Source organism: Heyndrickxia oleronia, from assembly GCF_017809215.1.
In the GTDB taxonomy this organism is placed as follows: Bacteria; Bacillota; Bacilli; order Bacillales; family Bacillaceae_C; genus Heyndrickxia; species Heyndrickxia oleronia.
Genome location: NZ_CP065424.1, coordinates 3,268,513 through 3,290,874, shown reverse-complemented (window position 1 = coordinate 3,290,874; position 22,362 = coordinate 3,268,513). Strand labels below are relative to the sequence as shown.

Sequence of the window (22,362 nt, the reverse complement as noted above, 5' to 3'; positions counted from 1 at the left end):
AAGGCATAAAGGGAGGTTTAACTGTGAGTAGTAAAGCTCAGAAAAGAGGCTTTGGTGCTGTCATTTGGGACTACTTAACAACGGTAGACCATAAAAAGATTGCAATTCTTTATTTGATTGCTGGGGGATTGTTCTTTTTAATCGGTGGTATTGAGGCATTGATTATTCGTATTCAGCTTGCATTTCCTGATAGTAATTTTGTTAGTGCAGGCCTATATAACGAAGTTCTTACCATGCATGGAACAACAATGATATTCTTAGCGGCGATGCCACTTGTATTTGCATTTATGAATGCTGTCATGCCGTTACAGATTGGAGCGCGTGACGTTGCGTTTCCGTTTATCAATTCTTTAGGTTTTTGGTTATTCTTCTTTGGGGGACTTTTCTTAAACTTATCTTGGTTTTTAGGTGGCGCTCCTGATGCAGGTTGGACTTCATATGCATCACTTTCACTTGAATCACCTGGACATGGTGTAGACTTTTATGCATTAGGTTTACAGATTTCTGGTTTTGGTACATTAATGGGGGGAATTAACTTTTTAGTTACCATCATTAATATGCGTGCGCCAGGTATGACTTATATGCGTATGCCGATGTTTACTTGGACAACATTTGTTACATCTGCATTAATTCTTTTCGCATTCCCTCCATTAACAGTTGGAATGTTTATGTTAACCTTTGACCGGATGTTTGGGGCTCAATTCTTTGAGGTTGCCGGTGGAGGTAACACAATTATTTGGGAACATTTATTCTGGATTTTTGGACACCCAGAAGTTTATATCTTAATCCTACCAGCGTTTGGTATTTTCTCGGAAATCTTTGCTGTATTTTCAAGAAAAAGATTGTTCGGATATTCATCAATGGTCTTTGCAACGGTCTTAATCGGATTCCTTGGATTCATGGTTTGGGCTCACCACATGTTTACGGTTGGTCTTGGTGAGGTAGCCAATGCAATCTTTGCTGTTGCAACAATGACAATTGCGATTCCAACAGGTATGAAAATCTTTAACTGGTTATTAACTATGTGGGGCGGTAATATTAAATTTACAACTCCAATGTTATGGGCTGCAGCGTTTATCCCTTCATTCCTAATGGGTGGGGTAACAGGTGTTATGCTAGCAGCAGCACCAGCAGATTATCAATATCATGATACTTATTTCGTAGTTGCCCACTTCCACTATGTTATTGTTGGTGGTGTTGTATTTGCTCTAATCGCAGGTACTCAATTCTATTGGCCAAAAATGTTTGGTACGATGTTAAATGAGACACTAGGAAAAATAACTTTCTGGACATTCTTAATTGGATTCCATTTAACATTCTTTATCCAACATTTCTTAGGATTAATGGGTATGCCACGCCGTATTTGGAAGTTCCTTCCAAACCAAGGTTTAGATACAGGAAACTTAATCAGTTCTATAGGGGCTGCTTTCATGGCCTTTGGTGTAATAGTCATGTTAATCAATATTGTTATTACATCTGTACGTAATAAAAAAGTTGGCAACGATCCATGGGGAGATGGACGTACACTTGAATGGGCACTCCCATCACCACCACCGTTCTATAACTTTAAACAACTTCCTTTAGTACGTGGAGTTGATACTTGGTGGATTGAAAAAATGGAAGGTAAGAAAGAATTAACACCTGCTGAACCACTTGGTGATATCCATATGCCAAATGGATCAATACTACCAGTATTTATTTCTTTCGGGTTATTCATCGCAGCCTTTGGTGCAATGCATCATCGTGACGAAGGTAATACTTGGGGAATTCCAGTTTTAGTTATTGGTTTAGCTATAGCTTTAGGCTCTATGCTCATTCGATCTCTTAAAGATGATCATGGATTCCACATTCATAAAGAAGAATTAATTGAAGATGATAACGATAAGGGGGTTAAGGCGTAAATGCATGTTGAAGAAAAATTCACACCAAAAACATGGCCTGAAGCACCTGAAAAAGCTACCCTCGAAGGGAAAAATAAATTTTTAGGATTCTGGTTATTTCTTGGCGGCGAAACTGTATTATTCGCTTCCCTTTTTGCAACATATATTGCCTTAAAGGATAAAGTACCAGATCCTTCAATGGCACATGCGAAAGACCTATTTGAATTACCATTATCATTTATTGCTACAATGCTGTTATTGACAAGTTCAATTACCAGTGTTTATGCAATGTATCATATGAAAAACTATAGCTTTAAGAAGATGCAAGCATGGTTACTTGTAACAGTTATCTTAGGTGCTGCATTCTTAGGATTAGAGATTTATGAATTCAATCATTATGTTCATGAATTCGGTCATACATTTACAAGCAGTGCATTTGGATCTGCCTTCTATACATTAGTTGGTTTCCACGGTGCCCACGTTGCTTTTGGATTATGTTGGATCTTGTCATTAATGATTCGTAATGCAGGTCGTGGTTTAAGTCTATACAACGCTCCAAAGTTTTACGTTGCAAGTTTATACTGGCATTTTATTGACGTTGTGTGGGTATTCATTTTCACAGTCGTATACTTAATGGGAATGGTGGGATAAGAATATGACAAATGAACAATTAAATTCCGGTAACCCTCGTGTAGATTATGAATATCGTCGCAGAAAGAATGCAGAGGAAATGAAGTATCAAGTAATCTCATTTATCTTAATGATATTACTAACACTAATAGCTTTTGGTGCAGTAGCTGCGGATTTATCAAAATGGTTTATCATTCCATTTATATTATTATTGGCTGTTGTGCAAGTAATATTTCAACTATATTACTTCATGCATATGAGCCATAAAGGTCATGAAGCTCCACAGCTATTCATGTATTCTGGTGCATTAGTGGGATTTTTAACTCTGTTAACATTTTTCACGATTATTTGGTGGTAAGAAAAAAAATCCAGTCGAAAGACTGGATTTTTTAATTTAACGATCGGGTTCAGAAATAGTCCGATCCTCGTTTCGGTACTAGTCCTTAAACATTTTTTTTAAATTGAATTGGATTCTCTTTTATAAGGGCTTATTTCATAATCGTTTTGACTAATAATTAAATTGATATGTCTTTCATTTCACTATGAAAAGAGCCGTCTACTTCATAAGAAATTGAATAAAGGCCTACAGTATTTCTTTTTATAAAAACCAAAAATATTATAAAAACAGTCCTTTATTTTGGTAGTAAAGTTGCGTGCATAAGTTTTAAATGAAAACTGTCAATAACTTGTCATCTGGTAAGATTGAACATTGGTTAGGACAAAAGTATAATGAAGGATGAAAGATAAAAAACTTGTATGGTAGTACTCTATAATTAGCGTACAAGGGAAAAAAGAGGTGAAGGCATTTGCCTATAAGTATATTTGGTTTTCAAGCGCTATGGAGTCCATTTTTTATAATTACAATATTATTTATGACGGTTTTATATTTTCTGATAACAATAAAATGGCGAAAAGATTTTAAAAATAGTGAACCATTAACCAAAAAGCAGGCCATTTATTTTATAATTTCAATGATCCTTCTTTATCTTGTGAAGGGATCTCCTATTGATTTATTAGCTCATATTATGTTCACCTATCATATGGTTCAAATGTCAATTTTATTGATTATCATGACTCCATTATTGATGTTAAGTATACCTAATTGGCTATGGGAGGCATTTTTAAAGTTACCAGTAATTAAACCAATCTTTCTTTTTTTCACAAAGCCGATTTTAGCTGTCGTTCTTTTTAATGTTTTATTCTCTTTTTATCACATACCATTTATATTTGACACAATTAAGATGAGTGAAACATTGCATGGTGGGTATACAATGCTATTATTTATTTTTGCATTGTTTATGTGGTGGCCATTATTAAATAGTCTACCTGATCAAACACAGTTGAGTGGAATTAAGCGGGTAGGTTACCTATTTGCTAGTGCAATATTACTAACACCTGCCTGTGGAATACTTATATTTGCAGGAAAACCGTTATATGAAACCTATTCGAATGGGGCAGTATGGCTGCAGGCTATGACACTTTGTGTACCTACTGATACATTAGCAGGTTTAAATTTAAGTGGACCAGAATTATTCTCTACGCTTCCAGTAACAGAGGATCAACAATTAGGTGCCATTATTATGAAACTTGTACAAGAGGTTATTTATGGATTTGTCCTTGCAAGAATTTTTTATGCATGGTTCAAAAAGGATCAAAAAGAAGCGGAGGAGTTTACGCAAAGAGCAATGATGGAACAACATCCACAACCAACGGAATAAAATTTTAACTTAATTATTTTCTTTTGAGGGGAGAAATTATGTCAGTTCCTGTGTTACCTACTATAAGTACTTCGTGTATTGTTATTAGTGCTATATTTGTTGCCATTGGATGGAATTTAATTAGAAAGAAAAAAATAGATCAACATATGAGAGCAATGACAATCGCTGCTATTTTTGCAGTAGTATTTTTTCTAATTTACTCATCAAGAACTATTTTTATTGGAAACACTTCATTTGGTGGCCCAGACAATTTAAAAATATATTATACAGTATTTTTAATTTTTCATATCAGTCTTGCAACTATAGGCGCGGTTCTTGGAATTATTTCTTTATGGAGCGGTTATAAGGATCGTATTTCGTTCCATCGCAAGTTAGGGCCTATTACAAGTATTATTTGGTTTCTTACTGCGATTACCGGCGTTGTAGTCTATCTTCTACTTTATGTTTTTTATCATGGAGGGGAAACTACCTCAGTAATAAAAGCAATTTTAGGATTTTAATCCCTTCTTTATTAAAGTTTTTTTGGAATAGAGAATGTTCTTTAATCATGCTAGGGGAAAATTCCATATTAATAAATGTAAAAAGAGTGCAGAAAATCTTCTCTGCACTCTTTCTTTCTTACTCCGCAAATGCTTCTATTTCTTTCTTTAATGAATTTAGTAATTCTTCACATTGCTTAACAAGATGTGATGGGTATACCTCATCATCGCCATACTCAACCCCATGTGGGTAATAATGTTTACCTAAAATAGGTGTCATTAACTGCATATGTGCATCAAACGTATCAACATCGCCTTCAACTGCATAAGCTTGTACGCGAAGATAATATGTTCCTTCTCTTATGATAAATTTACGATCATAAGAAACACGTTCGTAATCCCATTGCTCTGCACGGATCATACCATATTTTTTCATAATATCATCTAGTCTGTTTAAATCTGCTTTAAATAATTGAATCCCGATGTTCTCGAAGTTCATCTCTTATTTCCCTCCTAATGCTAAAAAGAACAAAAATAAAAAATAGCCAAATTCTCTCATGTTTAATAATAGTCTAAAATAATCTTTCTTGCAATGACTACATTGTGAATAATCAGTGATTGTCAATACGTTCAACATTTAAGAAAGCGTTAGTCATATTATGTACGTACGAAATAAATTCATGAATGGTTTAAAAGAAAAAGAGGATGAGTCGATTATAAATTTTTATAATCAATAACAGAAATAGTTATGTATTCTCACTATTCTTTTTTTCTAACCATTCATAAAGTATAAATGCTATAATAAGTATAGTAATAAAGATTGAATCAATAAAAACAAATAAAATAGTAGAAATACTTTTTATATAAATTTATATTCCTTGGAATATCCAGAATATTTAGAAGGAGGGGCGGATCTGCGTACACTTTTTAAAGTTTTTATCATACTCGTTATTATATTTATATTAAGTCTATATTTCCATTTAAAACCTGACAATGAAAGTGTTATTCTTGATAGCAATATAAATAAAGAAACCCCTATGGATAATGAACAAGCCAAAAATTCACGTTCTGAATTAAAGCAAGGATATGAAAGGCCAAAAGTAGGTATATCTACTTACATTGGTGAATCTTCAAACAAAATTATTAAAAAATTCGGTGAGCCGATAAGAAAAGATCCGTCCGCCTATGATTATGAATGGTGGATTTATAATACGGGTGAGTCATATTTCCAGGTAGGAGTGTATAATGGGAAAATTGTAACCATTTACGCTATCGGAAAAGATAATGATATAACACCATTTTCTATAGGAGAAAATATACAAAAAATTTATCAAAATATCTTCTTGGATACAGATATTACTGTTCAATATGAAGAAGGAACTTATCGTTTTGAACTTACTGAAGAGGATTTAAATATTCGACCATTAGTACAATTAGGATCTATTTATGCTCAATTATCTTTTGACAAATTTAAAGGAACACTATCCAGTGTTCGTTTTATGGACAAGGAAACCTTGATTAAACAACGTCCCTATGAAATGAGCTACCGTGGACGTCTAGTAGATCCTATGCCAATTGTTGATTCGAAATGGCGTCCAATTGAATTGGGAAGTGAAAAACAAATCTTTGATCTTACTAATATTATTCGTGAACGGTTTGGATTAAATAAATTAGAATGGGATCAAAAAACTGCTGATGTTGCATATAAACATAGCAAGGATATGTTCTCTGAAAAATATTTTTCACATGAATCTCCTAAATATGGCGACTTAAAGAAACGCTTAGATTCTGAACAAGTGTTTTATCAACTTGCAGGCGAGAATATTGCTGCACAATACATGGATGGACCATCAGCTGTTGAGGGTTGGCTTAATTCGGAGGGGCATAGGGAATCACTACTTGAAAGTAAATTTACACACATAGGGGTTGGGGTTTATCAAAAATATTATACACAAAATTTTATAGAGAAAAGCTGGGAAAAATAAACCAGCTTGTTATTGGACCTTGTATAACTCCACATGTAGAGGCTATACAAGGTTTTTTACTTCAAAAACGCATTATTTGACCACTCTTTTGTTTACATCATATACTTTCTTATACAGCTGAAAATAATTGCAAAATATTAATAAGGGTATTACAGAAGTAGCGGAGAAAGAAAAAACCCTTTTGTTATTTTTTTATTATAAAAAAAGTTCCTGAACAATGAGCGATTTTCTTTCCATCATTTCGATGAACTGAACCTTCAATGACTAGAGTTTTTGTTCCCTTGTGTATAACTTCAGCGGATGCTCTTAAAGATTCTCCTATTCCAGGTGCAATATAATAGATTGAAAGGTTGGATGTAACTGCACCATATCCGGTAGGTAATAGACTATTGGCTAATGTACCCATTGCTGTATCCAAAATAGTAGCCGTTACCCCGCCATGAACAATTTGTAAAGAATTTTCAGTTAGAGCACTAATTGGGATGGTAATCTCACACTTCTGGTCAGTTATATCTCGATCCATAAGTAGGATTCCGTCAATAAAAGTGTAATTAACCTTTTCCTGTTTGCGTTTGACTCCATTTAAAAGCTGATACATAACCTTTAGATCATCCTCATTTGCATTTTGAAGACATTCATTAAATAAAGCAAGTAAATTTTCCTTCATGTTGTTATCCCTCTTTGTGAATTATTTTACTATTCTTAGTATTTCTTTTATCTTATCAAATAAAATCAATAGTGAAAACATACTCACCTTTTTTTAAATCAATCATATTCTATTAATGGATAGGCAAAAATCCAATGATTATTTTAAGGGAATAGTTGTTATGTTGAAGGAAACCTCTTCATCCAAAACATATTATTTATTGTTAGCTTTATCATATATGAGGTGAATGATTATGGGGAATAGTAAACTTCACCCTTCAGTTGAGAAATTTAAAGCCTTTGTGAAAACCCATCCAAAAATTATCCAAGATGTCAGGAATGGAAATCATACATTGCAAGAACTTTATGAAGAATGGTATCTACTTGGAGAAGAAGATCCATACTGGGAAAAATTTCAAAGTGAAGGGAATGAAACTTCAGAGTCTACAGCGAATAAAAAAGAAACAAAAAGTGGAGGATGGATGAATCAAATTGGGAACATTATACAAAGGGTTGATGCTAATCAGATGCAAAATCATTTAAATAATTTGAGCCAAGTAATTGCCTCCGTTCAAGGGGTACTTTCCCAATTTCAAGGACAAAATTCAAGTGTAAATACTACACAAAATACTACACAAAATCCATTTTCTTTCCGAAAAGATTAAGGAGGCGATGATAAATGAGAAAGGAAATAATTGATTATATTTATTCAAAAAATGATTTAAAAGAGTTTTTGAGGAATCAACCAACTTGGTATAGAAAGTTGACAAGAAATCCTGAGGAAATTAAAAAATTTGAAATTGCTTCCTTACATTTTTTTGAAAAGACAATACCTCAGCGTGTCGAGAAACTTTCAAGCAATCTTCAAATGGCATCAATGATGATGGGGATGTTACAAGGGCTATATTCACAAAAATAATTTATTTAGGCTCTTTTCGTTTAGTATGTTGCTTTTGTAAAAGCCTAACTGCCGACTATTACATCTAATCAAGGCTTCGGGCGTAACTATGAAGCTTGCAGCTCTTTTCTCATTTTGTTGAGGAGAGTTGAGGTCTTCAACTAATATTTTTCTAGTTAAAACCTTATCTAAATAGCAACAATGTTTAAGAAAAGAGCCTCTATTATTGATAATTACTTTTCGTAAATTAACATTAGGCGTGGATGATGAGGGTGGGAAAATATATGGATCTAAATGTAGGAGAGGGCCATACATAATACAAATTGTCGCACATTTTTCATTAAAAAATGTGTATTTTTTTGAGTAAAAATCCTTGTTTAGCAGATGCTAATGATAAGGAGTGATAATCATGCGTGGTCTAATTTGTTTAATATTGCTGTTTCTCATTGTATTGAGTGGATGTAGACAAACTATACCAAAACCAGAGTCCTATAATGCTGAAGCCTCTGAGAACGATAAAGTAGTACAATCCAATCCCAGAACTACCATAAAACATGTAATTCAAGGCTCTGATCTCTTTGTAGAGTGTATGGTGCCAAGCATCTCATTTTCAGGTATGAATAAAAACGTTGAACGTGGAAAAATAAAAGTTTATGTAGATGGTGCCTTACATGGTGAATACTATACAGCTGCGTTTGTCATGAAGGGACTTTCTAAGGGCGTACATCATATTAAAATTGAAGTGGTAAAGTTAAATAATAAAAGTCATGGTTTATCAAAAGAATTCTATGTAACGATTTAATATTTAATATTTGCTCGGTGATTAGAGTCAACCATTCGCATGCTCACTGAAAACATGGTAAAATAAAAGTTGGAGGTGAGCTTTTTGCTTGCAACTATGGAAAGATTACAAATAATTTCTGAGGCTCAGAAGTTAGCCGAAATGGTGCTACAATCTGAAGCGGCAGATGAATATAGAAAGAGCTTTTTTAAATTAAACAATGATTTACAGACACAGAAGAAAATAAAAGAATTTGTTAAGATGAAAGATTTATACTCAGAGGTACAAAGATTTGGTCGATATCATCCGGATTACAAAACAATCAATATCAGGACACGTGAAGCAAAGCGGGAAATGGATCTAGATGAAAACGTTGCTGCATTTCGTAAAGCGGAAAATGCATTACAGGATATTCTAGACCAAATTAGTGTAATTGTTGGGAAATCTGTGTCTCCTCATATTAAGGTGCCAACTGGTAATCCTTTTTTCGATGCCGGGTCTTCATGTTCAGGTGGATGTGGTTCTGGCGGAGGTTGTAGTTGCTCTGCATAAAGTTAGTAACCAATACAGAGTTTATTTGCAAAAAAGATTCTGACATTGATAGAGATATGCAAAATATGTTAAAATGATGTGAATGAGGGATTAAGGGGATAAAATATGTTTAATGAAAGACAAAGCTTAATTATTTGGCTTTATAATTTAAAACATGCAAAGACTCTGAGAAGGTTTGGAAATGTTCATTATGTTTCAAAAAGAATGAAATACGTCGTTCTCTATTGTGATCGACAAGAAATTGAAGAATTGCAGGAAAAGTTTTCTTCAATGCCATTTGTACGAAAAGTAGACCTTTCATGGAAGCCATTCTTAAAGACAGAATATGAAAATTCAAAACCAGATAAGGCAAAAGAGTATGATTATAAAATTGGATTATAATATAAGAAGGTTGGTGAAGCACCAACCTTTTTTTATTTATATAGGCTCTTTTCTCAAACATTGTTGCTATTTAAATAAAGTTTAACAAATAACTATCGGCTAAAAGACACTTCACTTTCAACCATGAGAAAAGTGCTACAAACTCCATAAGAAATGCTGAATCCTTTACACCTACTAATAAACTATATGAAAACAGCCTTTCTTTAAGTATTACAAGAACTTATTGCATCGGTGGAATATAATGATTGAGTCTAAGAATTCCAATCAAATATTGATAAAATAAAGCATTTTCAGCGAAATCGCGCGAATTTTTGACTTCGATTTCGATAATTTGTTTGCCTAATTTCTCGGCGATCTGATTAAATAAATCAAAACGTTTATTTGGCAATATATGTGGATTTGGAATGCCCTCACGACAAATATATAATGCCTGAAACTCTCCTGGATCTGTAGGCTGAAGAACAACAACGAGGGAAGTCATATGTTTCTCTTCAATTGTTGTATGTAACGCCATTAAATGTGCTAAACGATGTTGATTAGCATTTGCTAATTCGATAAGTTCATAAATATCTGAGTATCCTTCACCTAATTCTATAAAACGTTGTAACATGTTCTCTTCCTCTTTTTATTATTTTTTTATGAATGATATAAGATTCTATAAAAATCCAATAAATATTTACACCTAGAAAAACAGCTCCTCATTATTGTATCATTGTGATAGCAAACAGAGAAGTATTCGAGATAAAATTAGAAATAATTAATTAAAGGGGAAAAAGGATGTTTCGTAAGTCAGTGGTAAAATATTTGATTTTTTTTCTGTTCATTTTCATCGGTAGTATACTTTATTTCCAATGGCATGGATATTCAAGTGGACAAAAAAAGCAAGAAGTAGAAAAAGCAAGTCAAACGATTACAATTGAACATAATAATCGTACCTTTTATATTAAGCAAGTCATACACCCATTATCAAGTGGTACGTATTCAATCGAATGGCCAAGTAGCCTTGAAAATCTAAAATGTATTGTTGGAGAAAAACAACAAAAATGCATCTGGGAAAATGAAAATAAGTCTAAATTAAAGGTCAATTCAGATCGTATAACTTTTCAATATGAATTAAAAGAAAAGGGAAACCAGGTTGCCTTCCTATTAAAAGATTGGTTTTTTAAGCTTTCACCTTTAAAAATAGAAGATAGTAAAATCAATTTAATAGAAAAACAATATAAGCATGGGAACTGGATAACTTCCTCTAATAATACGACGATAAAGCAAAAAAAATGGATTAATTACTTTGTTTTTGATTATAAAGGACAGGCTTCCAATCTTTATTGGCAAAATAATGAATTAGTGGGGGAAAAGATAAATGATTGGCTCACAATTTATCATCAGAAAACTATAAATCTCCCATCTATTAATATGAGTCTAATAGAAAAACTAATTAAAAAACCTAATCCGATAGCTGTTATAATGACTAATTCCTATCCACAAACATTGCTACCGTCACTTCTTATTTTGAATCCAAACGCTTCACCTCAAGAGATAGAGGAACGAATTAGCCGAGAGGTCATTAGGCTAACTCTTACCTTTAAAACGAAAGAAGAGTGGATGTCAGATATTATTGTTTCAGCGCAGTTAAATAGAGCAGTTGGTTCTAATAAAGCTAAGAAAATGTACGAAAACCTAACAGCAACGATTGGCGAGGAAAAGTTAAACCATTGGGTAGAAAGGATTTTCAGTGAAACTCCAAATATGACTAGTGAAAAGTTAGATCAAATATTTGAAAAAACAACAGGATACGGCACAACATTTTTTTTAGATAATCATATCTATGAATTTCCAATGAAGCCTTTTATTACGTTTGACCCAAGATCAATCAGTGTAAATGGAAAAGAGATAAGCGGGTTGCATCTGTATTCTTATCAAGATAAGAAATACCTTTCCTTTTTAAAATTAGCTAAGGCTTTAGGTTATGAGATAAAAAATAATGAACAGGAACAAACTATTATACTTACGAGTGGAGAAAATCAATTTCATTTTTATTTGCAAGGAAAAACATTTACTTTTAATGGGGATAAGTATGGTTTACTCTCTAATCCTTTTTTTAAATTGAATCAAGAATATTTTATTGATATTAATTGGGTTAAGCAAATTTTTAATACAAAAATTAGTGAAACAAATAAAGAAATACAAATATTTGATTAAAGCATATATGAAGTTTATCACTCCTTTCTGGTGCTAAAAGAAGGAGGTTGGTGTCTTCAACCGATATTTATTTGTTTAAACTTCCCTGGGAACAATATTTAATAAAGAGTCAAATAATAAAAAACCCTGCAGATCGCTGCAGGGTCCTTCTATATCCTATGTAAAGGACAGAAGGCAAAGGGAGAGGAGAAACCGGAGGAAGAACTTATGGGGAAACGTAAGTCTTCTCCGCGGTTGGCAACAACATCGCAAAATGATGTTGCTAATTAAAGTATCACCATCATCGGCAAAATTATACATAATGTTTTAAGGTAGCCAAAAACAAAAAAATAAAATTGTAAGGATTAAGTATACTACTTAGAAGAAGACAGTATTTGTATAGTTTGTTACTTTTTTTTAAAAAAAGTCTCTTCATCCACTAAAGGATTCAGAGGTTCTTATGAAGTTTCAACTTATTTGTGTGAAATGAAGGTACAGCGGTCGCAACTGATAGTTATGAGTTCAAACTTTTCTTAATTAGCAAGAAAGTTTGAGAAAAGGTATTAGCAGAAAAACGATTTCACATTTCGCTTTTCCATGTTTCAACATTGTGGTAGGATAAGAAATGAAAATTTAGGAGCAATGTGGTGAATTGAATGAGAGTAATTTCTGGCAGCCAAAAAGGCAAGCAGTTGAAATCTGTTTCAGGAAATCAAACAAGACCAACTACTGATAAGGTTAAAGAAGCTATTTTTAATATGGTAGGACCTTATTTTGAAAAAGGCATTGGATTAGATTTATTTGCTGGAAGTGGTGGTCTTGGTATTGAAGGATTAAGCCGGGGGTTAGAAAAGGTTATTTTTGTTGACCGAGATCACCAGGCATATCAAACGATCAAATCGAATATTCACTCATGTGGTTTTGAAGAGCAAAGTGAAATATATCGAAATGATTCAGAAAGAGCACTAAATGCGATAATAAAAAGAAATATACAATTTGATATTATTTTCTTAGATCCACCATATAAAAAGCAGAAATTAATTTCTTTACTAGAAATTATTGATAGGGAGAAATTACTAGTTGGAAGCGGTTACGTTGTTTGTGAACATAGTTCAGACATTCAATTGCCAGACAATGTGGGAGAACTTGAACAGGTGAAAAAGGCGCAATATGGAATTATAAGTATTTCTATTTATAGTACGATTGGCAAAGGTGACTAAGGGGGAATTGAACATGGGGAGTATCGCAGTTTGTCCAGGTAGTTTTGATCCTGTTACATACGGACATTTAGATATTATAAAAAGGGCTGCTAAAGTATTTGATAAGGTATATGTCGTCATCTTAAATAATTCAGCTAAAAATCCTTTATTTACAGTGGAAGAAAGAGTTCATTTAATTGAAGAGGTAACCAAGGCTATTCCAAATGTTTCTGTTGATTCATTTCAAGGCTTACTGGTTGATTATGCAAAAAGTGTTCAAGCCAATGCGATTATTCGGGGGCTTAGAGCTGTTTCTGATTTCGAATACGAAATGCAAATTACATCAATGAATAGGGTTCTAAATGAGGAAATTGAGACGTTTTTTATTATGACGAATAATCAGTATTCCTTTCTAAGCTCGAGCATTGTAAAGGAGGCTGCAAAGTATAAAGGCTCCATATCTGAACTTGTTCCACCTGAAGTCGAAAGAGCATTAAATGAAAAATATAGTAAATATAAGGAAAAATAGACGCAAGACTTGCGTCTATTTTTTTTGATTGGAAAATAAGGATCTCTGATAAATCAAAATATAAATGATTAGTGATGTAATTGTAATAAGTGGACCTAACTGGACGCTCAAATGATATAAATATTCTAGTATACCCTGTTGATCTTGTCCAAAGACAGGAAGAGTAACTGACGGATTAAAGGTTTCACGTAGCTTAATATAAACTGGTTCCCAAATAAATATAGTAATAACAGCTGCGAAGATACCATGAAATATTCGAGCAATAAAGAATGGTTTAAAACGAATATCTGTCTGTGCAAGAATACTTGCTACCTGTGCTTGGATACTAAAACCGCCAAATCCAAGTATAAAACTAGTTAATATCGCTTGTTGGAAAAGCGTTGATTCTTTAACTCGACTAATAAGGTCACTGCCTATTGTAATTTCAAAAAGACCTGATATAAAAGGAATACTAAGCAGTTTCGGAAAATGTAAAATCGCGAAAAAATGTTCAATAACACTGGCTAATAGAGCGGTAATGTGAAGGTGATAGAGTAATCGATTCATTACAGAAAATAAAATGATAAATCCACCAATCATGAGCAATGTATGTATGGATGATGTGACTGCATCACCGAGTAATTTACCAATTGGTCTTTTATCTTCTATCCTAGTTTTATGTAGGGCACGAATTGCCTCCCAAATTGGAAATTTCCTTTTCTTTGCTGTCATACGTTCATATCGTGAATATCCATAAAATCTCATGATGATGCCAACAAAAAAGTTTCCTAAATAATGAGCAATCGCAAAAAGAATTCCTAAGTTCTTATCGTGAAAAAAACCAACAGATACAGCAACGAAGATAAATAAAGGACTTGAATAATTTGTAAAGGAAACGAGTCTTTCTGCTTCAATTTTTGAAAGCTGTTTTTCTTGCCTCAATCGTGCAGTGATCTTAGCTCCTGCGGGATTCCCTGAAGCCATCCCCATTGCCCACGCAAAACCACCAACACCTGGAACCCTAAATAATGGTCTCATGAGAGGTTCTAGGATAACACCGATAAATTTCACGACACCAAAGCCGATTAGTAATTCAGAAATAACAAAAAAGGGAAAAAGAGAAGGGAACACCGTTTCCCACCAAATTTTTAAGCCTCTTACTGATGCTCCAAATGTTTGTTCAGGAAGGATAATCATGGATATAGCCATTAAAGTTGCCCCTGAAGCTAAGAATATCGTTTTAAGTTTTGACAGTATCAAGCTTTGTTCCTCCCCTATTGATATTACATTTATACTTGTCCTCATATAACTCAATATACTCATAGAGAAATATTTTAGACCATAATATGTAAGGAACAGTGAAAATTTAATAGAAAAATATGATCCTTTAATTGGGGGGATATCGGTGATGAAACCAAAAATAGGCTTAGCATTAGGTTCCGGTGGGGCGCGCGGATTTGCTCATTTAGGTGTGCTAAAAGTTTTAGAAGAAAATAAGATAACTATTGATTATCTTGCAGGAAGCAGTATGGGAGCACTCGTTGCTGTTTTTTATAGTTTTGGACATAGTATGGAACAACTAATAAAAATTTCTACCGCTTTTAAACGTAAATACTATTTAGACTTTACCATCCCAAAAATGGGGTTTATTGCCGGGAATAGGGTAAAGGATTTAATAAAAACATTTACGCATAATAAAAATTTGGAGGATTTACAAATTCCTGTTCAAGTAGTCGCTACCGATTTAATCAAAGGAGAGAAAGTTGTTTTCGCACAAGGTCCAATTGCCGATGCAGTTCGTGCAAGTTTATCAATTCCGGGAATATTTGTTCCAGAAAAGGTGAATGATCGTTTATTAGTTGATGGTGGAGTTATTGATCGTGTTCCCATATCTGTAGTTAAAGAGATGGGATCAGATATTATAATCGGTGTAGATGTTTCCAGAGTGAAAAAGGATGCTGAAATCACAAATATTTATGATGTGATTATGCAGAGTATTGATATCCTTCAAATGGAGGCTTTGGCTAATCATGAGGGTGCATCAGATATCTTTATTCAACCAGATGCTTCACACTATGATTCACGTGCTTTTACAAATATCGAAGAAATCATTAAGATAGGAGAAGAGGAAACGAAAAAATTCATCCCAGAAATAAGGCAAATGATAGAGGAATGGAAGGTGAATAAAGAGAATGAAACGTAAAATATGGACTCGTATAATTTTTGTTGTGTTGATTATTTTGTTAGCTCTTACTTTTTATCAGTTACCATTTTATGTAGAGAAGCCAGGCATGGCACATGAACTAGACACGGTAGTTCAGGTCGAAAATGGTTATCATGATAAAGGCAAATTAATGCTTACTACGGTGCGTATGGGAAGGGCAAATATTTATAATTATTTACTTGCAAAAGTAAAAAAATATGAAGATATTGTTCCTCTAAATGAAGTTCGAGATAAAGATCAAACTGAAGAAGAGTATAATGTTTATCAATTATATTTAATGGAGTCTTCGAAAAATAATGCTATTCAAGTAGCATATTCTAGAGCAGGGAAGTTTGTTGATTCTAATTATAAAGGCGTTTATGTTCTTGATGTGTATCCAGATATGCCAGCTGCAAAAGTATTAAAGCCTGGTGATCGAATTACTAAAATTGACGGTCATTCTTTTGAATCATCTGAGAAATTTATTGATTATGTACAAAAGAAACAAGTCGCTGATACGATTACGATTACATTTGTTAGGAAGGGAAAAGAAAAAAATTCAACTATTCAATTAGCGAAATTTGATCATGCAGAGGGAAAAATCGGGATGGGAATAGGACTTGTCGATGATCGTGAAATAATTTCAGATCCGAAAGTAAAATTAAAAACAGAAAGTATTGGTGGCCCTTCGGCCGGATTAATGTTTAGTTTAGAAATTTACAATCAATTAACCAAAAATGATCTTACGAAAGGTCATAGTATTGCAGGTACAGGAACGATCGATCCAGATGGAACAGTGGGGCGGATTGGTGGTATAGATAAAAAAGTAGTCGCTGCTGATAATGAAGGAGCCGAAATCTTTTTTGCCCCAGATGATGAAATTACACCAGAAATGAAAAAGGCTTACCCAAATATTCAATCGAATTATAAAGAAGCTGTAAAAGCTGCAAAAGATATTGGCACGAAAATGAAAATTGTACCTGTAAAAACATTTGATGATGCATTAAATTATTTAAAAGCATTGAAATAAAAGGAAAGACAAATGGTTATCTCTCATTCACTTTTGTGACGTTCGAGATAACCATCATTTTTCTTTGGATTAACATATAACTAATACGAAATAAGTTAAATACCGTCATTCCTCTTCACTTCACTGAGAAAAGAGCCGTAAACACTAAAACCCTTATTCTTTTTTTTAATTCGGCATTAGGTTATAAAAGCAATAATCGTGACGGTAATAGCCTTTAGTTAAAATAATAAGGTGGTTGCGCATACTCCATTTTAAATAAAGATGATCGGTATGGCTCCTTTAGTCCTTGAGCATAAATATTTGCTGCACGAACGTCTAGTTGAACAAATTCATTTGGGTATGAAGACAGTTTAGAGATAATCGGAAATGGAAGGTCCTTTTTTTTATGATTTAAATATTCCCTACCTTTGTGTGTCATTCCTAAAAGTCGTATGTATTGAATCTTATCGTGTAACTTCTTCATTTCATTTTTCTTTGTATTTGTTAATATATGAACACATATTCTTTGGAGACGTGTCCATGTATATCTTTTTGTTTTTATTTTATTCATAAATTCTTGAAAACTTTGTGATTCCTTAGCCATTTTTTGTAGACGATGTTCCAGTCCTTCTTCAATATCATATATTTCTTCTAAATCCTCACTGCTTATATTTAGTAGACGATATTGGAGAAAAGGCCAATATTGTTCCCAATGATGAAACGAGCCATATTCAGATAAATATTCTTCCATAGCTTTAAGCGTTGAGTCAGGAATATACTGTTCAATTTTCTGTAGGGATTGATTTCCTTCAAAAGTAGCTTTCCGAATAGATGTTGCACTTGCGATAGTGGATGATGAAAACTCTTTATCATGGTAATTGGCATTTTTTCGTTTAATAGTATAGGCTTTCATCGGTGTTATTAATTCATGATTTGCTTCGATATAATGGAAACCAAGGATATTATTTGGCTTAGTAAGATCGACAAACTCACCTTGATGATTAATCATTGTAAAACTATTTGTAAGAGCTGATGGAAAGCTAATTCCAGTTTTCATTAATTTTTTTACATTTTCTTCATAGGTTACTTGATTAACTTTTATAAAATTTAATGCTTGATAAAATTCATCAATATCTCCTGATTCACTTCCAAAACAAAAATTGTCACAATCTAATGCCTTGAGGATATTGATTGAACCAAATGCAAATTTTTTTGCATGCTGGACTGCAAAGGCATAAGGTAATTCAACTACTAAATCAACTCCAGCAGATAATGCCATTTTAGCTCTTGTCCATTTTGAAACAATAGCAGGCTCTCCACGCTGGAGAAAATTACCGCTCATTACTGCAATAATGACATCTGCATTAGTTAATTGACGTGCCTGTTCAACATGATGAAGATGTCCATTGTGGAACGGATTATATTCTACAATAAGACCAGTGCTTTTCATTTTTTCCTCCAGAAATAAAAAGTGTTTTGACTAAATATATCATGTAAGCGTTTAGGTTTAAAGGAATAGCCAGCCTAAATATAGCAATTTTGAGTGAAATGGTTTTAATTAGGTTTAATCATTCTTGTCTTATCATTGCCTATAAAATTCGATTCAATTAAACTAGTATATGGATGTTAAAAAATTTAGACATATCAAAAATATTACTTTTCTGGTTAGAAAGTTATGAAGCAGCTTTAGTTTACTAACCATTAAACTAATTGTCCCTTTAGATGAAATAATGTTTAAAAAACTTATTTAAAAATGATCTTTTTAAACTATATTGGCAGGGTTAAGTTTATCAGGACTAGTTAATAAGATATTATGGATTAAAAGTGAATGTCGAAAGGAAGATACTTATGGTATATATCGCTCTTCTGCGGGGAATTAATGTAGGTGGTAAAAATAAAATTGACATGAAGGTACTTAAACAAACATTTGAAAAGGCCGGGATGAAAGATGTAGTGACATATATCAATACTGGTAATATTATTTTTTCATCCAAAGGTAAATCCCAAACTGAACTATCCCGTATTTTGGAAGACGCGATACATGATGATTTCGGATTACAAATTAAAGTTGTAGTTCGTAGTATCGATGATGTAAGAGCAATCATTAACGCCATTCCTGACACATGGAAAAATGACAAAGACATGAAAAGTGATGTTATGTTTTTATGGGATGAAATTGATGATGAATCTATACTTACGAAACTGGTCATCAAACCAATAGTTGACACGGTAAAATATGTTCCCGGTGCGATTCTTTGGTCTGTTGACAAGAAAAATGTAACCCAAAGTGGAATGTTAAAGATAATTGGATCCAAGTTATATAAACAAGTTACTATAAGAAATGTCAACACAGCTCGTAAGATATATGAACTCATGCAAGCACAAAACAGTTAGACTGTAGATGAAGATTGTACAATAGAATTTTATTGCCTGGTGATAAGGAGACCGGTTCATTCGGAGTGAGGGTAAAATTAAAGCTGAGAGTAGATTAAGTTGTAGTAGAGTAAAACAAGATAAATTACACGGAATAAGCCTATTGATATACAGGATTATAGCTACACTAAGCACTATTACTATTTCCACTGTCTACTTGATTGGCAGGAGTTCACCGTTCCTTAGAAATGTATTGTATTATTACTTATGTGTTAGACAACGGCTATAGCTGTTTGATCAGTGTTGCCATGATGATATTTTATTTACTCTTTAATGCAATGCAATTAACTCAATGATGTTTTTGATAGGATTTGCATACGAGATAGTTGAATTTTAGCGAAAAGAATATACAATACTATGAATAGGGCAAGTTTTAAATGATGCACAAAATAGCGTAAAGATAAAATATTGACAAAAGGTATAATGAAAGCTATAATTACCTTTGTTGTCTTGGGGTGAATTCATTGAAGTGGTCAACAATTCAATTACAAAAGTATCGTGGTAAGAGCATGGATATTAATGAAACAATCGATTTAACTGAGGCCTTAAAAAATAGGGATCCTCAAATTCGAGATGTTTCGCCTATTCACGTTATCGGGAATGCAAATATTACTTCAGAGAAAGTAACATTTCATTTACATATAACAGGGAAATTAATATTGCCTTGCTCGAGAACCCTTGTGGATGTGGATTATCCAATTGACGTTCATTCTACTGAAATATTTCATTACCAATCCTCTACTTCTTATGATGAAGAGGATGATGTGGAGATACACCATACTCAGGGTGATGTAGTAGATTTAGATCCTGTCATTATAGAATTAATCCTACTTGAAATTCCGATTCAGGTATTTAGTGAACAAGCTAAAGATGACCAGCATCTTCCTTCTGGTACTGAGTGGGAAGTTGTAACGGAAGATCAAGTTAAACAAGACGAGGAAAACAAAGAAAAGAAGATTGATCCACGCCTTGCTGGATTAGCAAAATTCTTTGATGAACAATCTTAATAATTTGAAGAACCAGCATAATTGGATCTTATAACAACAGTGATCTCTATAAGGAGGTGGGAAGAATGGCAGTACCTTTTAGAAGAACATCTAAAACAGCGAAAAGAAAACGCCGTACACATTTCAAACTACAAGTTCCTGGCATGGTTGAATGCCCTAATTGTGGCGAAATGAAACTTGCACACCGTGTATGTAAAGCGTGTGGAACATATAAAGGCAAAGATGTAGTAAATAACTAAGGGTAACCTTAATACCTTTAGACTAATGAAATAAATGAAGGTATAGTCCTGAGTTTTCTATTTCATTGGCAGAAAAACGTGAAGAGACCATGGCTCTTCACGTTTTTTTTTATTCCGTATTAAATTTGTAATTAATAGATAAGGGGGTAGGGGAAATGGATGATTTCATTATTACTTCACATCCATCAGGAATTTTAGAATGGAGGATCAATCGACCAGAAAAGAGGAATGCGGTCAATTTCAATGTAATAAAAGGGCTAGAAGAAGCATTAGATTGGGCAGAGAAAGATCAACAAGTAAAAACTCTTGTCATTACGGGTACAGGAAAACAAGCGTTTTGCTCTGGGGGAGATTTAGATGAATTTCACCAATTAAAAACATCGGAAGAAGCGTTTTCCATGTTATCGAAAATGGGAAATCTTCTATACCGATTAGCTACTTTTATTAAACCAACATTAGCTTTGATTAATGGCTCTGCAGTTGGTGGAGGGTGTGAAATCGCTACAGCATGTGACTTTCGTATTGCTAAGAAAGAATGCAAAATGGGATTCATTCAAGGGAGATTGGGAATTACTACGGGTTGGGGTGGTGCCTCGATACTGTATGAGAAATTACCGCCACAAGAAGCAATGAAAATTTTATTGGAAGCGAATACTTATTCAACAGACCAGCTTAAAGAACTAGGATTTGTTCAAGAGGTTTTTGAAAAAATTGATATTCATACTGCAGAAGATTATTTATCTCATATATTAAAGAATCATTTACATGTATTAATGTGTTATAAAGTGGCACTCGTGTCTAAATGGGAACATTCAGCACTACAATCTAGAATGGAAAAAGAAATTAGAAATTGTTCGATATTATGGGAAAAAGAGGAACATCATCAAGCCGTCGAAAAATTCCGTACTAGAAAGAAGGAGTAATTAATAGCTGCTAAATACTACCTAGGTAAGTAAGTTTAAGGATCGATCATGATAAAATAAAATAAAAGTCCACTCTATAATTCTCATGCAATCTTAGTCTATCTTTTCTACTAAGCGCATATGTATGAATAATAAAATGCTTTAGGAGGGATAGAAATGTCATCAACTCGACAAGATGCATGGACACATGATGAAGACCTATTACTTGCAGAGGTAGTTTTAAGACATATTCGTGATGGCGGAACACAACTTCAAGCCTTCGAAGAAGTTGGGAAACAAATGAATAGAACGGCTGCTGCATGTGGCTTTCGTTGGAACTCGTATGTACGAAAACAATATAAATCTGGAATTGAACTAGCAAAAAAACAAAGAAAAGAGCAGAAGGGTAAAAATAAACTATCTGAACCACCATTGAATGAAACTTTACATGTGGATCAGAAAAAAGAAGAGAATGGAAAAATAAATCAACATATTCAGGAAGTTATTTCATTTTTACAGCAACTTCAAAATGAAGTAGGGATTAATGATAATACTGAAAAAGAAAATCTAATCCTACAAGATCAAATAAAACAATTACAATACTCCTATCAAGAACTTCAACAAAGATATGAAAAACAAAAAAATGATTATGAAGCTCTTCAAAAAGAATACTCTTCTATGATAGCCATTTTAGATAGGGCACGGAAATTATCATTGCAACATAGCGAATAAAAA

The 22,362-nt window shown here is 33.3% G+C and carries 26 protein-coding genes; 21 read left to right on the top strand and 5 right to left on the bottom strand.

What is annotated here, in order from left to right:
• The first annotated feature begins 23 nt into the window (after positions 1-23).
• From ctaD to I5818_RS16440, 5 genes are all read left to right on the top strand, one after another.
• Positions 24-1,901, top strand: coding sequence for a cytochrome c oxidase subunit I (gene ctaD / locus I5818_RS16460; RefSeq protein ID WP_071976609.1), 1,878 nt, complete (start codon positions 24-26; stop codon positions 1,899-1,901).
• The gene (locus I5818_RS16455; RefSeq protein ID WP_058002518.1) at positions 1,902-2,531 is read left to right on the top strand and encodes a cytochrome (ubi)quinol oxidase subunit III; all 630 of its coding nucleotides are present in this window, start codon (positions 1,902-1,904) and stop codon (positions 2,529-2,531) included.
• Positions 2,532-2,535: 4 nt separating this feature from the next.
• Positions 2,536-2,868, top strand: coding sequence for a cytochrome c oxidase subunit IVB (gene ctaF, locus I5818_RS16450; RefSeq protein WP_058002519.1), 333 nt, complete (start codon positions 2,536-2,538; stop codon positions 2,866-2,868).
• 448 nt (positions 2,869-3,316) lie between these two features.
• Positions 3,317-4,228, top strand: coding sequence for a cytochrome c oxidase assembly factor CtaG (ctaG, locus tag I5818_RS16445; protein WP_071976610.1), 912 nt, complete (start codon positions 3,317-3,319; stop codon positions 4,226-4,228).
• Positions 4,229-4,266: 38 nt separating this feature from the next.
• Positions 4,267-4,728, top strand: a complete 462-nt coding sequence (locus tag I5818_RS16440; RefSeq protein WP_071976611.1) for a DUF420 domain-containing protein — start codon at positions 4,267-4,269, stop codon at positions 4,726-4,728.
• Positions 4,729-4,846: 118 nt separating this feature from the next.
• On the opposite strand, the gene I5818_RS16435 is transcribed toward I5818_RS16440, so the two are convergent.
• Entirely contained in the window at positions 4,847-5,206 is a 360-nt protein-coding gene (locus tag I5818_RS16435; protein ID WP_058002522.1) for a YugN family protein, read from the bottom strand.
• Positions 5,207-5,621: 415 nt separating this feature from the next.
• Here I5818_RS16435 and I5818_RS16430 point away from each other — a divergent pair, with 415 nt between their 5' ends.
• Positions 5,622-6,692, top strand: a complete 1,071-nt coding sequence (locus I5818_RS16430) for a CAP domain-containing protein (protein WP_390883610.1) — start codon at positions 5,622-5,624, stop codon at positions 6,690-6,692.
• A gap of 184 nt (positions 6,693-6,876) precedes the next feature.
• Here the strand turns inward: I5818_RS16430 and I5818_RS16425 are convergent, their stop codons facing one another.
• Complete coding sequence (locus tag I5818_RS16425; RefSeq protein ID WP_078111220.1) at positions 6,877-7,359, bottom strand: PaaI family thioesterase; 483 nt, start codon at positions 7,357-7,359, stop codon at positions 6,877-6,879.
• A gap of 232 nt (positions 7,360-7,591) precedes the next feature.
• On the opposite strand from I5818_RS16425, the gene I5818_RS16420 reads away from it, so the two are divergent.
• From I5818_RS16420 to I5818_RS16400, 5 genes are all read left to right on the top strand, one after another.
• The gene (locus I5818_RS16420) at positions 7,592-8,002 is read left to right on the top strand and encodes a YlbD family protein (RefSeq protein WP_071976612.1); all 411 of its coding nucleotides are present in this window, start codon (positions 7,592-7,594) and stop codon (positions 8,000-8,002) included.
• Positions 8,003-8,016: 14 nt separating this feature from the next.
• Entirely contained in the window at positions 8,017-8,256 is a 240-nt protein-coding gene (locus tag I5818_RS16415) for a YlbE-like family protein (protein WP_071976613.1), read from the top strand.
• 388 nt (positions 8,257-8,644) lie between these two features.
• Positions 8,645-9,037 carry a hypothetical protein gene (locus I5818_RS16410; protein ID WP_071976614.1) on the top strand — a complete coding sequence of 131 codons (393 nt, stop codon included), beginning with the start codon at positions 8,645-8,647 and terminating at the stop codon, positions 9,035-9,037.
• Between the two features lie 84 nt (positions 9,038-9,121).
• Entirely contained in the window at positions 9,122-9,568 is a 447-nt protein-coding gene (locus I5818_RS16405; RefSeq protein ID WP_071976615.1) for a YlbF/YmcA family competence regulator, read from the top strand.
• A gap of 105 nt (positions 9,569-9,673) precedes the next feature.
• A complete protein-coding gene (locus I5818_RS16400) occupies positions 9,674-9,949 on the top strand; it encodes a YlbG family protein (protein ID WP_058002528.1) in 276 nt (91 codons plus the stop codon).
• Positions 9,950-10,169: 220 nt separating this feature from the next.
• Here I5818_RS16400 and I5818_RS16395 read toward each other — a convergent pair whose 3' ends face one another.
• Positions 10,170-10,559 (bottom strand): DUF7147 family protein, encoded by a 390-nt coding sequence (locus I5818_RS16395; RefSeq protein WP_058002531.1) that lies wholly within the window; start codon positions 10,557-10,559, stop codon positions 10,170-10,172.
• 167 nt (positions 10,560-10,726) lie between these two features.
• On the opposite strand from I5818_RS16395, the gene I5818_RS16390 reads away from it, so the two are divergent.
• From I5818_RS16390 to coaD, 3 genes are all read left to right on the top strand, one after another.
• A complete protein-coding gene (locus I5818_RS16390) occupies positions 10,727-12,148 on the top strand; it encodes a stalk domain-containing protein (RefSeq protein ID WP_209391789.1) in 1,422 nt (473 codons plus the stop codon).
• 635 nt (positions 12,149-12,783) lie between these two features.
• Complete coding sequence (gene rsmD / locus I5818_RS16385) at positions 12,784-13,347, top strand: 16S rRNA (guanine(966)-N(2))-methyltransferase RsmD (protein ID WP_078111083.1); 564 nt, start codon at positions 12,784-12,786, stop codon at positions 13,345-13,347.
• Positions 13,348-13,360: 13 nt separating this feature from the next.
• Positions 13,361-13,855 (top strand): pantetheine-phosphate adenylyltransferase, encoded by a 495-nt coding sequence (gene coaD / locus I5818_RS16380; protein ID WP_058002534.1) that lies wholly within the window; start codon positions 13,361-13,363, stop codon positions 13,853-13,855.
• Positions 13,856-13,870: 15 nt separating this feature from the next.
• Here coaD and ylbJ read toward each other — a convergent pair whose 3' ends face one another.
• Positions 13,871-15,094: a sporulation integral membrane protein YlbJ gene (gene ylbJ, locus I5818_RS16375; RefSeq protein WP_139358206.1), complete on the bottom strand. Its 1,224-nt coding sequence runs from the start codon at positions 15,092-15,094 to the stop codon at positions 13,871-13,873.
• Between the two features lie 145 nt (positions 15,095-15,239).
• Between ylbJ and I5818_RS16370 the strand changes: the two genes are divergently transcribed.
• Complete coding sequence (locus tag I5818_RS16370) at positions 15,240-16,037, top strand: patatin-like phospholipase family protein (RefSeq protein WP_058002536.1); 798 nt, start codon at positions 15,240-15,242, stop codon at positions 16,035-16,037.
• Positions 16,027-17,067 (top strand): SepM family pheromone-processing serine protease, encoded by a 1,041-nt coding sequence (locus I5818_RS16365; RefSeq protein ID WP_058002537.1) that lies wholly within the window; start codon positions 16,027-16,029, stop codon positions 17,065-17,067. The genes I5818_RS16370 and I5818_RS16365 overlap by 11 nt, the downstream gene beginning before the upstream one ends.
• A 214-nt stretch (positions 17,068-17,281) precedes the next feature.
• Here I5818_RS16365 and I5818_RS16360 read toward each other — a convergent pair whose 3' ends face one another.
• Positions 17,282-18,496, bottom strand: coding sequence for a nucleotidyltransferase (locus I5818_RS16360; RefSeq protein WP_078111081.1), 1,215 nt, complete (start codon positions 18,494-18,496; stop codon positions 17,282-17,284).
• A 398-nt stretch (positions 18,497-18,894) separates the two neighbouring features.
• On the opposite strand from I5818_RS16360, the gene I5818_RS16355 reads away from it, so the two are divergent.
• From I5818_RS16355 to I5818_RS16335, 5 genes are all read left to right on the top strand, one after another.
• Positions 18,895-19,440 (top strand): DUF1697 domain-containing protein, encoded by a 546-nt coding sequence (locus tag I5818_RS16355; protein WP_078111080.1) that lies wholly within the window; start codon positions 18,895-18,897, stop codon positions 19,438-19,440.
• A gap of 494 nt (positions 19,441-19,934) precedes the next feature.
• On the top strand, positions 19,935-20,486 hold the full coding sequence (locus I5818_RS16350; protein ID WP_310795803.1) for a YceD family protein: 552 nt from the start codon (positions 19,935-19,937) through the stop codon (positions 20,484-20,486).
• 65 nt (positions 20,487-20,551) lie between these two features.
• Entirely contained in the window at positions 20,552-20,725 is a 174-nt protein-coding gene (gene rpmF, locus I5818_RS16345; protein WP_058002541.1) for a 50S ribosomal protein L32, read from the top strand.
• 155 nt (positions 20,726-20,880) lie between these two features.
• Positions 20,881-21,648: an enoyl-CoA hydratase/isomerase family protein gene (locus tag I5818_RS16340; RefSeq protein WP_078111079.1), complete on the top strand. Its 768-nt coding sequence runs from the start codon at positions 20,881-20,883 to the stop codon at positions 21,646-21,648.
• 156 nt (positions 21,649-21,804) lie between these two features.
• Positions 21,805-22,359: an RsfA family transcriptional regulator gene (locus tag I5818_RS16335; RefSeq protein WP_071976623.1), complete on the top strand. Its 555-nt coding sequence runs from the start codon at positions 21,805-21,807 to the stop codon at positions 22,357-22,359.
• The last annotated feature ends 3 nt before the right edge of the window (positions 22,360-22,362 follow it).

Coding starts and splice junctions, on each gene's coding strand:
- rpmF (WP_058002541.1), top strand. CDS start 20,552: ATGGCAGTACCTTTTAGAAGAACATCTAAAACAGCGAAAAGAAAACGC.
- ctaF (WP_058002519.1), top strand. CDS start 2,536: ATGACAAATGAACAATTAAATTCCGGTAACCCTCGTGTAGATTATGAA.
- I5818_RS16360 (WP_078111081.1), bottom strand. CDS start 18,496: ATGAAAAGCACTGGTCTTATTGTAGAATATAATCCGTTCCACAATGGA.
- I5818_RS16390 (WP_209391789.1), top strand. CDS start 10,727: ATGTTTCGTAAGTCAGTGGTAAAATATTTGATTTTTTTTCTGTTCATT.
- I5818_RS16440 (WP_071976611.1), top strand. CDS start 4,267: ATGTCAGTTCCTGTGTTACCTACTATAAGTACTTCGTGTATTGTTATT.
- coaD (WP_058002534.1), top strand. CDS start 13,361: ATGGGGAGTATCGCAGTTTGTCCAGGTAGTTTTGATCCTGTTACATAC.
- I5818_RS16425 (WP_078111220.1), bottom strand. CDS start 7,359: ATGAAGGAAAATTTACTTGCTTTATTTAATGAATGTCTTCAAAATGCA.
- I5818_RS16340 (WP_078111079.1), top strand. CDS start 20,881: ATGGATGATTTCATTATTACTTCACATCCATCAGGAATTTTAGAATGG.
- I5818_RS16420 (WP_071976612.1), top strand. CDS start 7,592: ATGGGGAATAGTAAACTTCACCCTTCAGTTGAGAAATTTAAAGCCTTT.
- I5818_RS16395 (WP_058002531.1), bottom strand. CDS start 10,559: ATGTTACAACGTTTTATAGAATTAGGTGAAGGATACTCAGATATTTAT.
- I5818_RS16410 (WP_071976614.1), top strand. CDS start 8,645: ATGCGTGGTCTAATTTGTTTAATATTGCTGTTTCTCATTGTATTGAGT.
- rsmD (WP_078111083.1), top strand. CDS start 12,784: ATGAGAGTAATTTCTGGCAGCCAAAAAGGCAAGCAGTTGAAATCTGTT.
- I5818_RS16415 (WP_071976613.1), top strand. CDS start 8,017: ATGAGAAAGGAAATAATTGATTATATTTATTCAAAAAATGATTTAAAA.
- I5818_RS16435 (WP_058002522.1), bottom strand. CDS start 5,206: ATGAACTTCGAGAACATCGGGATTCAATTATTTAAAGCAGATTTAAAC.
- I5818_RS16365 (WP_058002537.1), top strand. CDS start 16,027: ATGAAACGTAAAATATGGACTCGTATAATTTTTGTTGTGTTGATTATT.
- I5818_RS16355 (WP_078111080.1), top strand. CDS start 18,895: ATGGTATATATCGCTCTTCTGCGGGGAATTAATGTAGGTGGTAAAAAT.
- I5818_RS16455 (WP_058002518.1), top strand. CDS start 1,902: ATGCATGTTGAAGAAAAATTCACACCAAAAACATGGCCTGAAGCACCT.
- I5818_RS16335 (WP_071976623.1), top strand. CDS start 21,805: ATGTCATCAACTCGACAAGATGCATGGACACATGATGAAGACCTATTA.
- I5818_RS16400 (WP_058002528.1), top strand. CDS start 9,674: ATGTTTAATGAAAGACAAAGCTTAATTATTTGGCTTTATAATTTAAAA.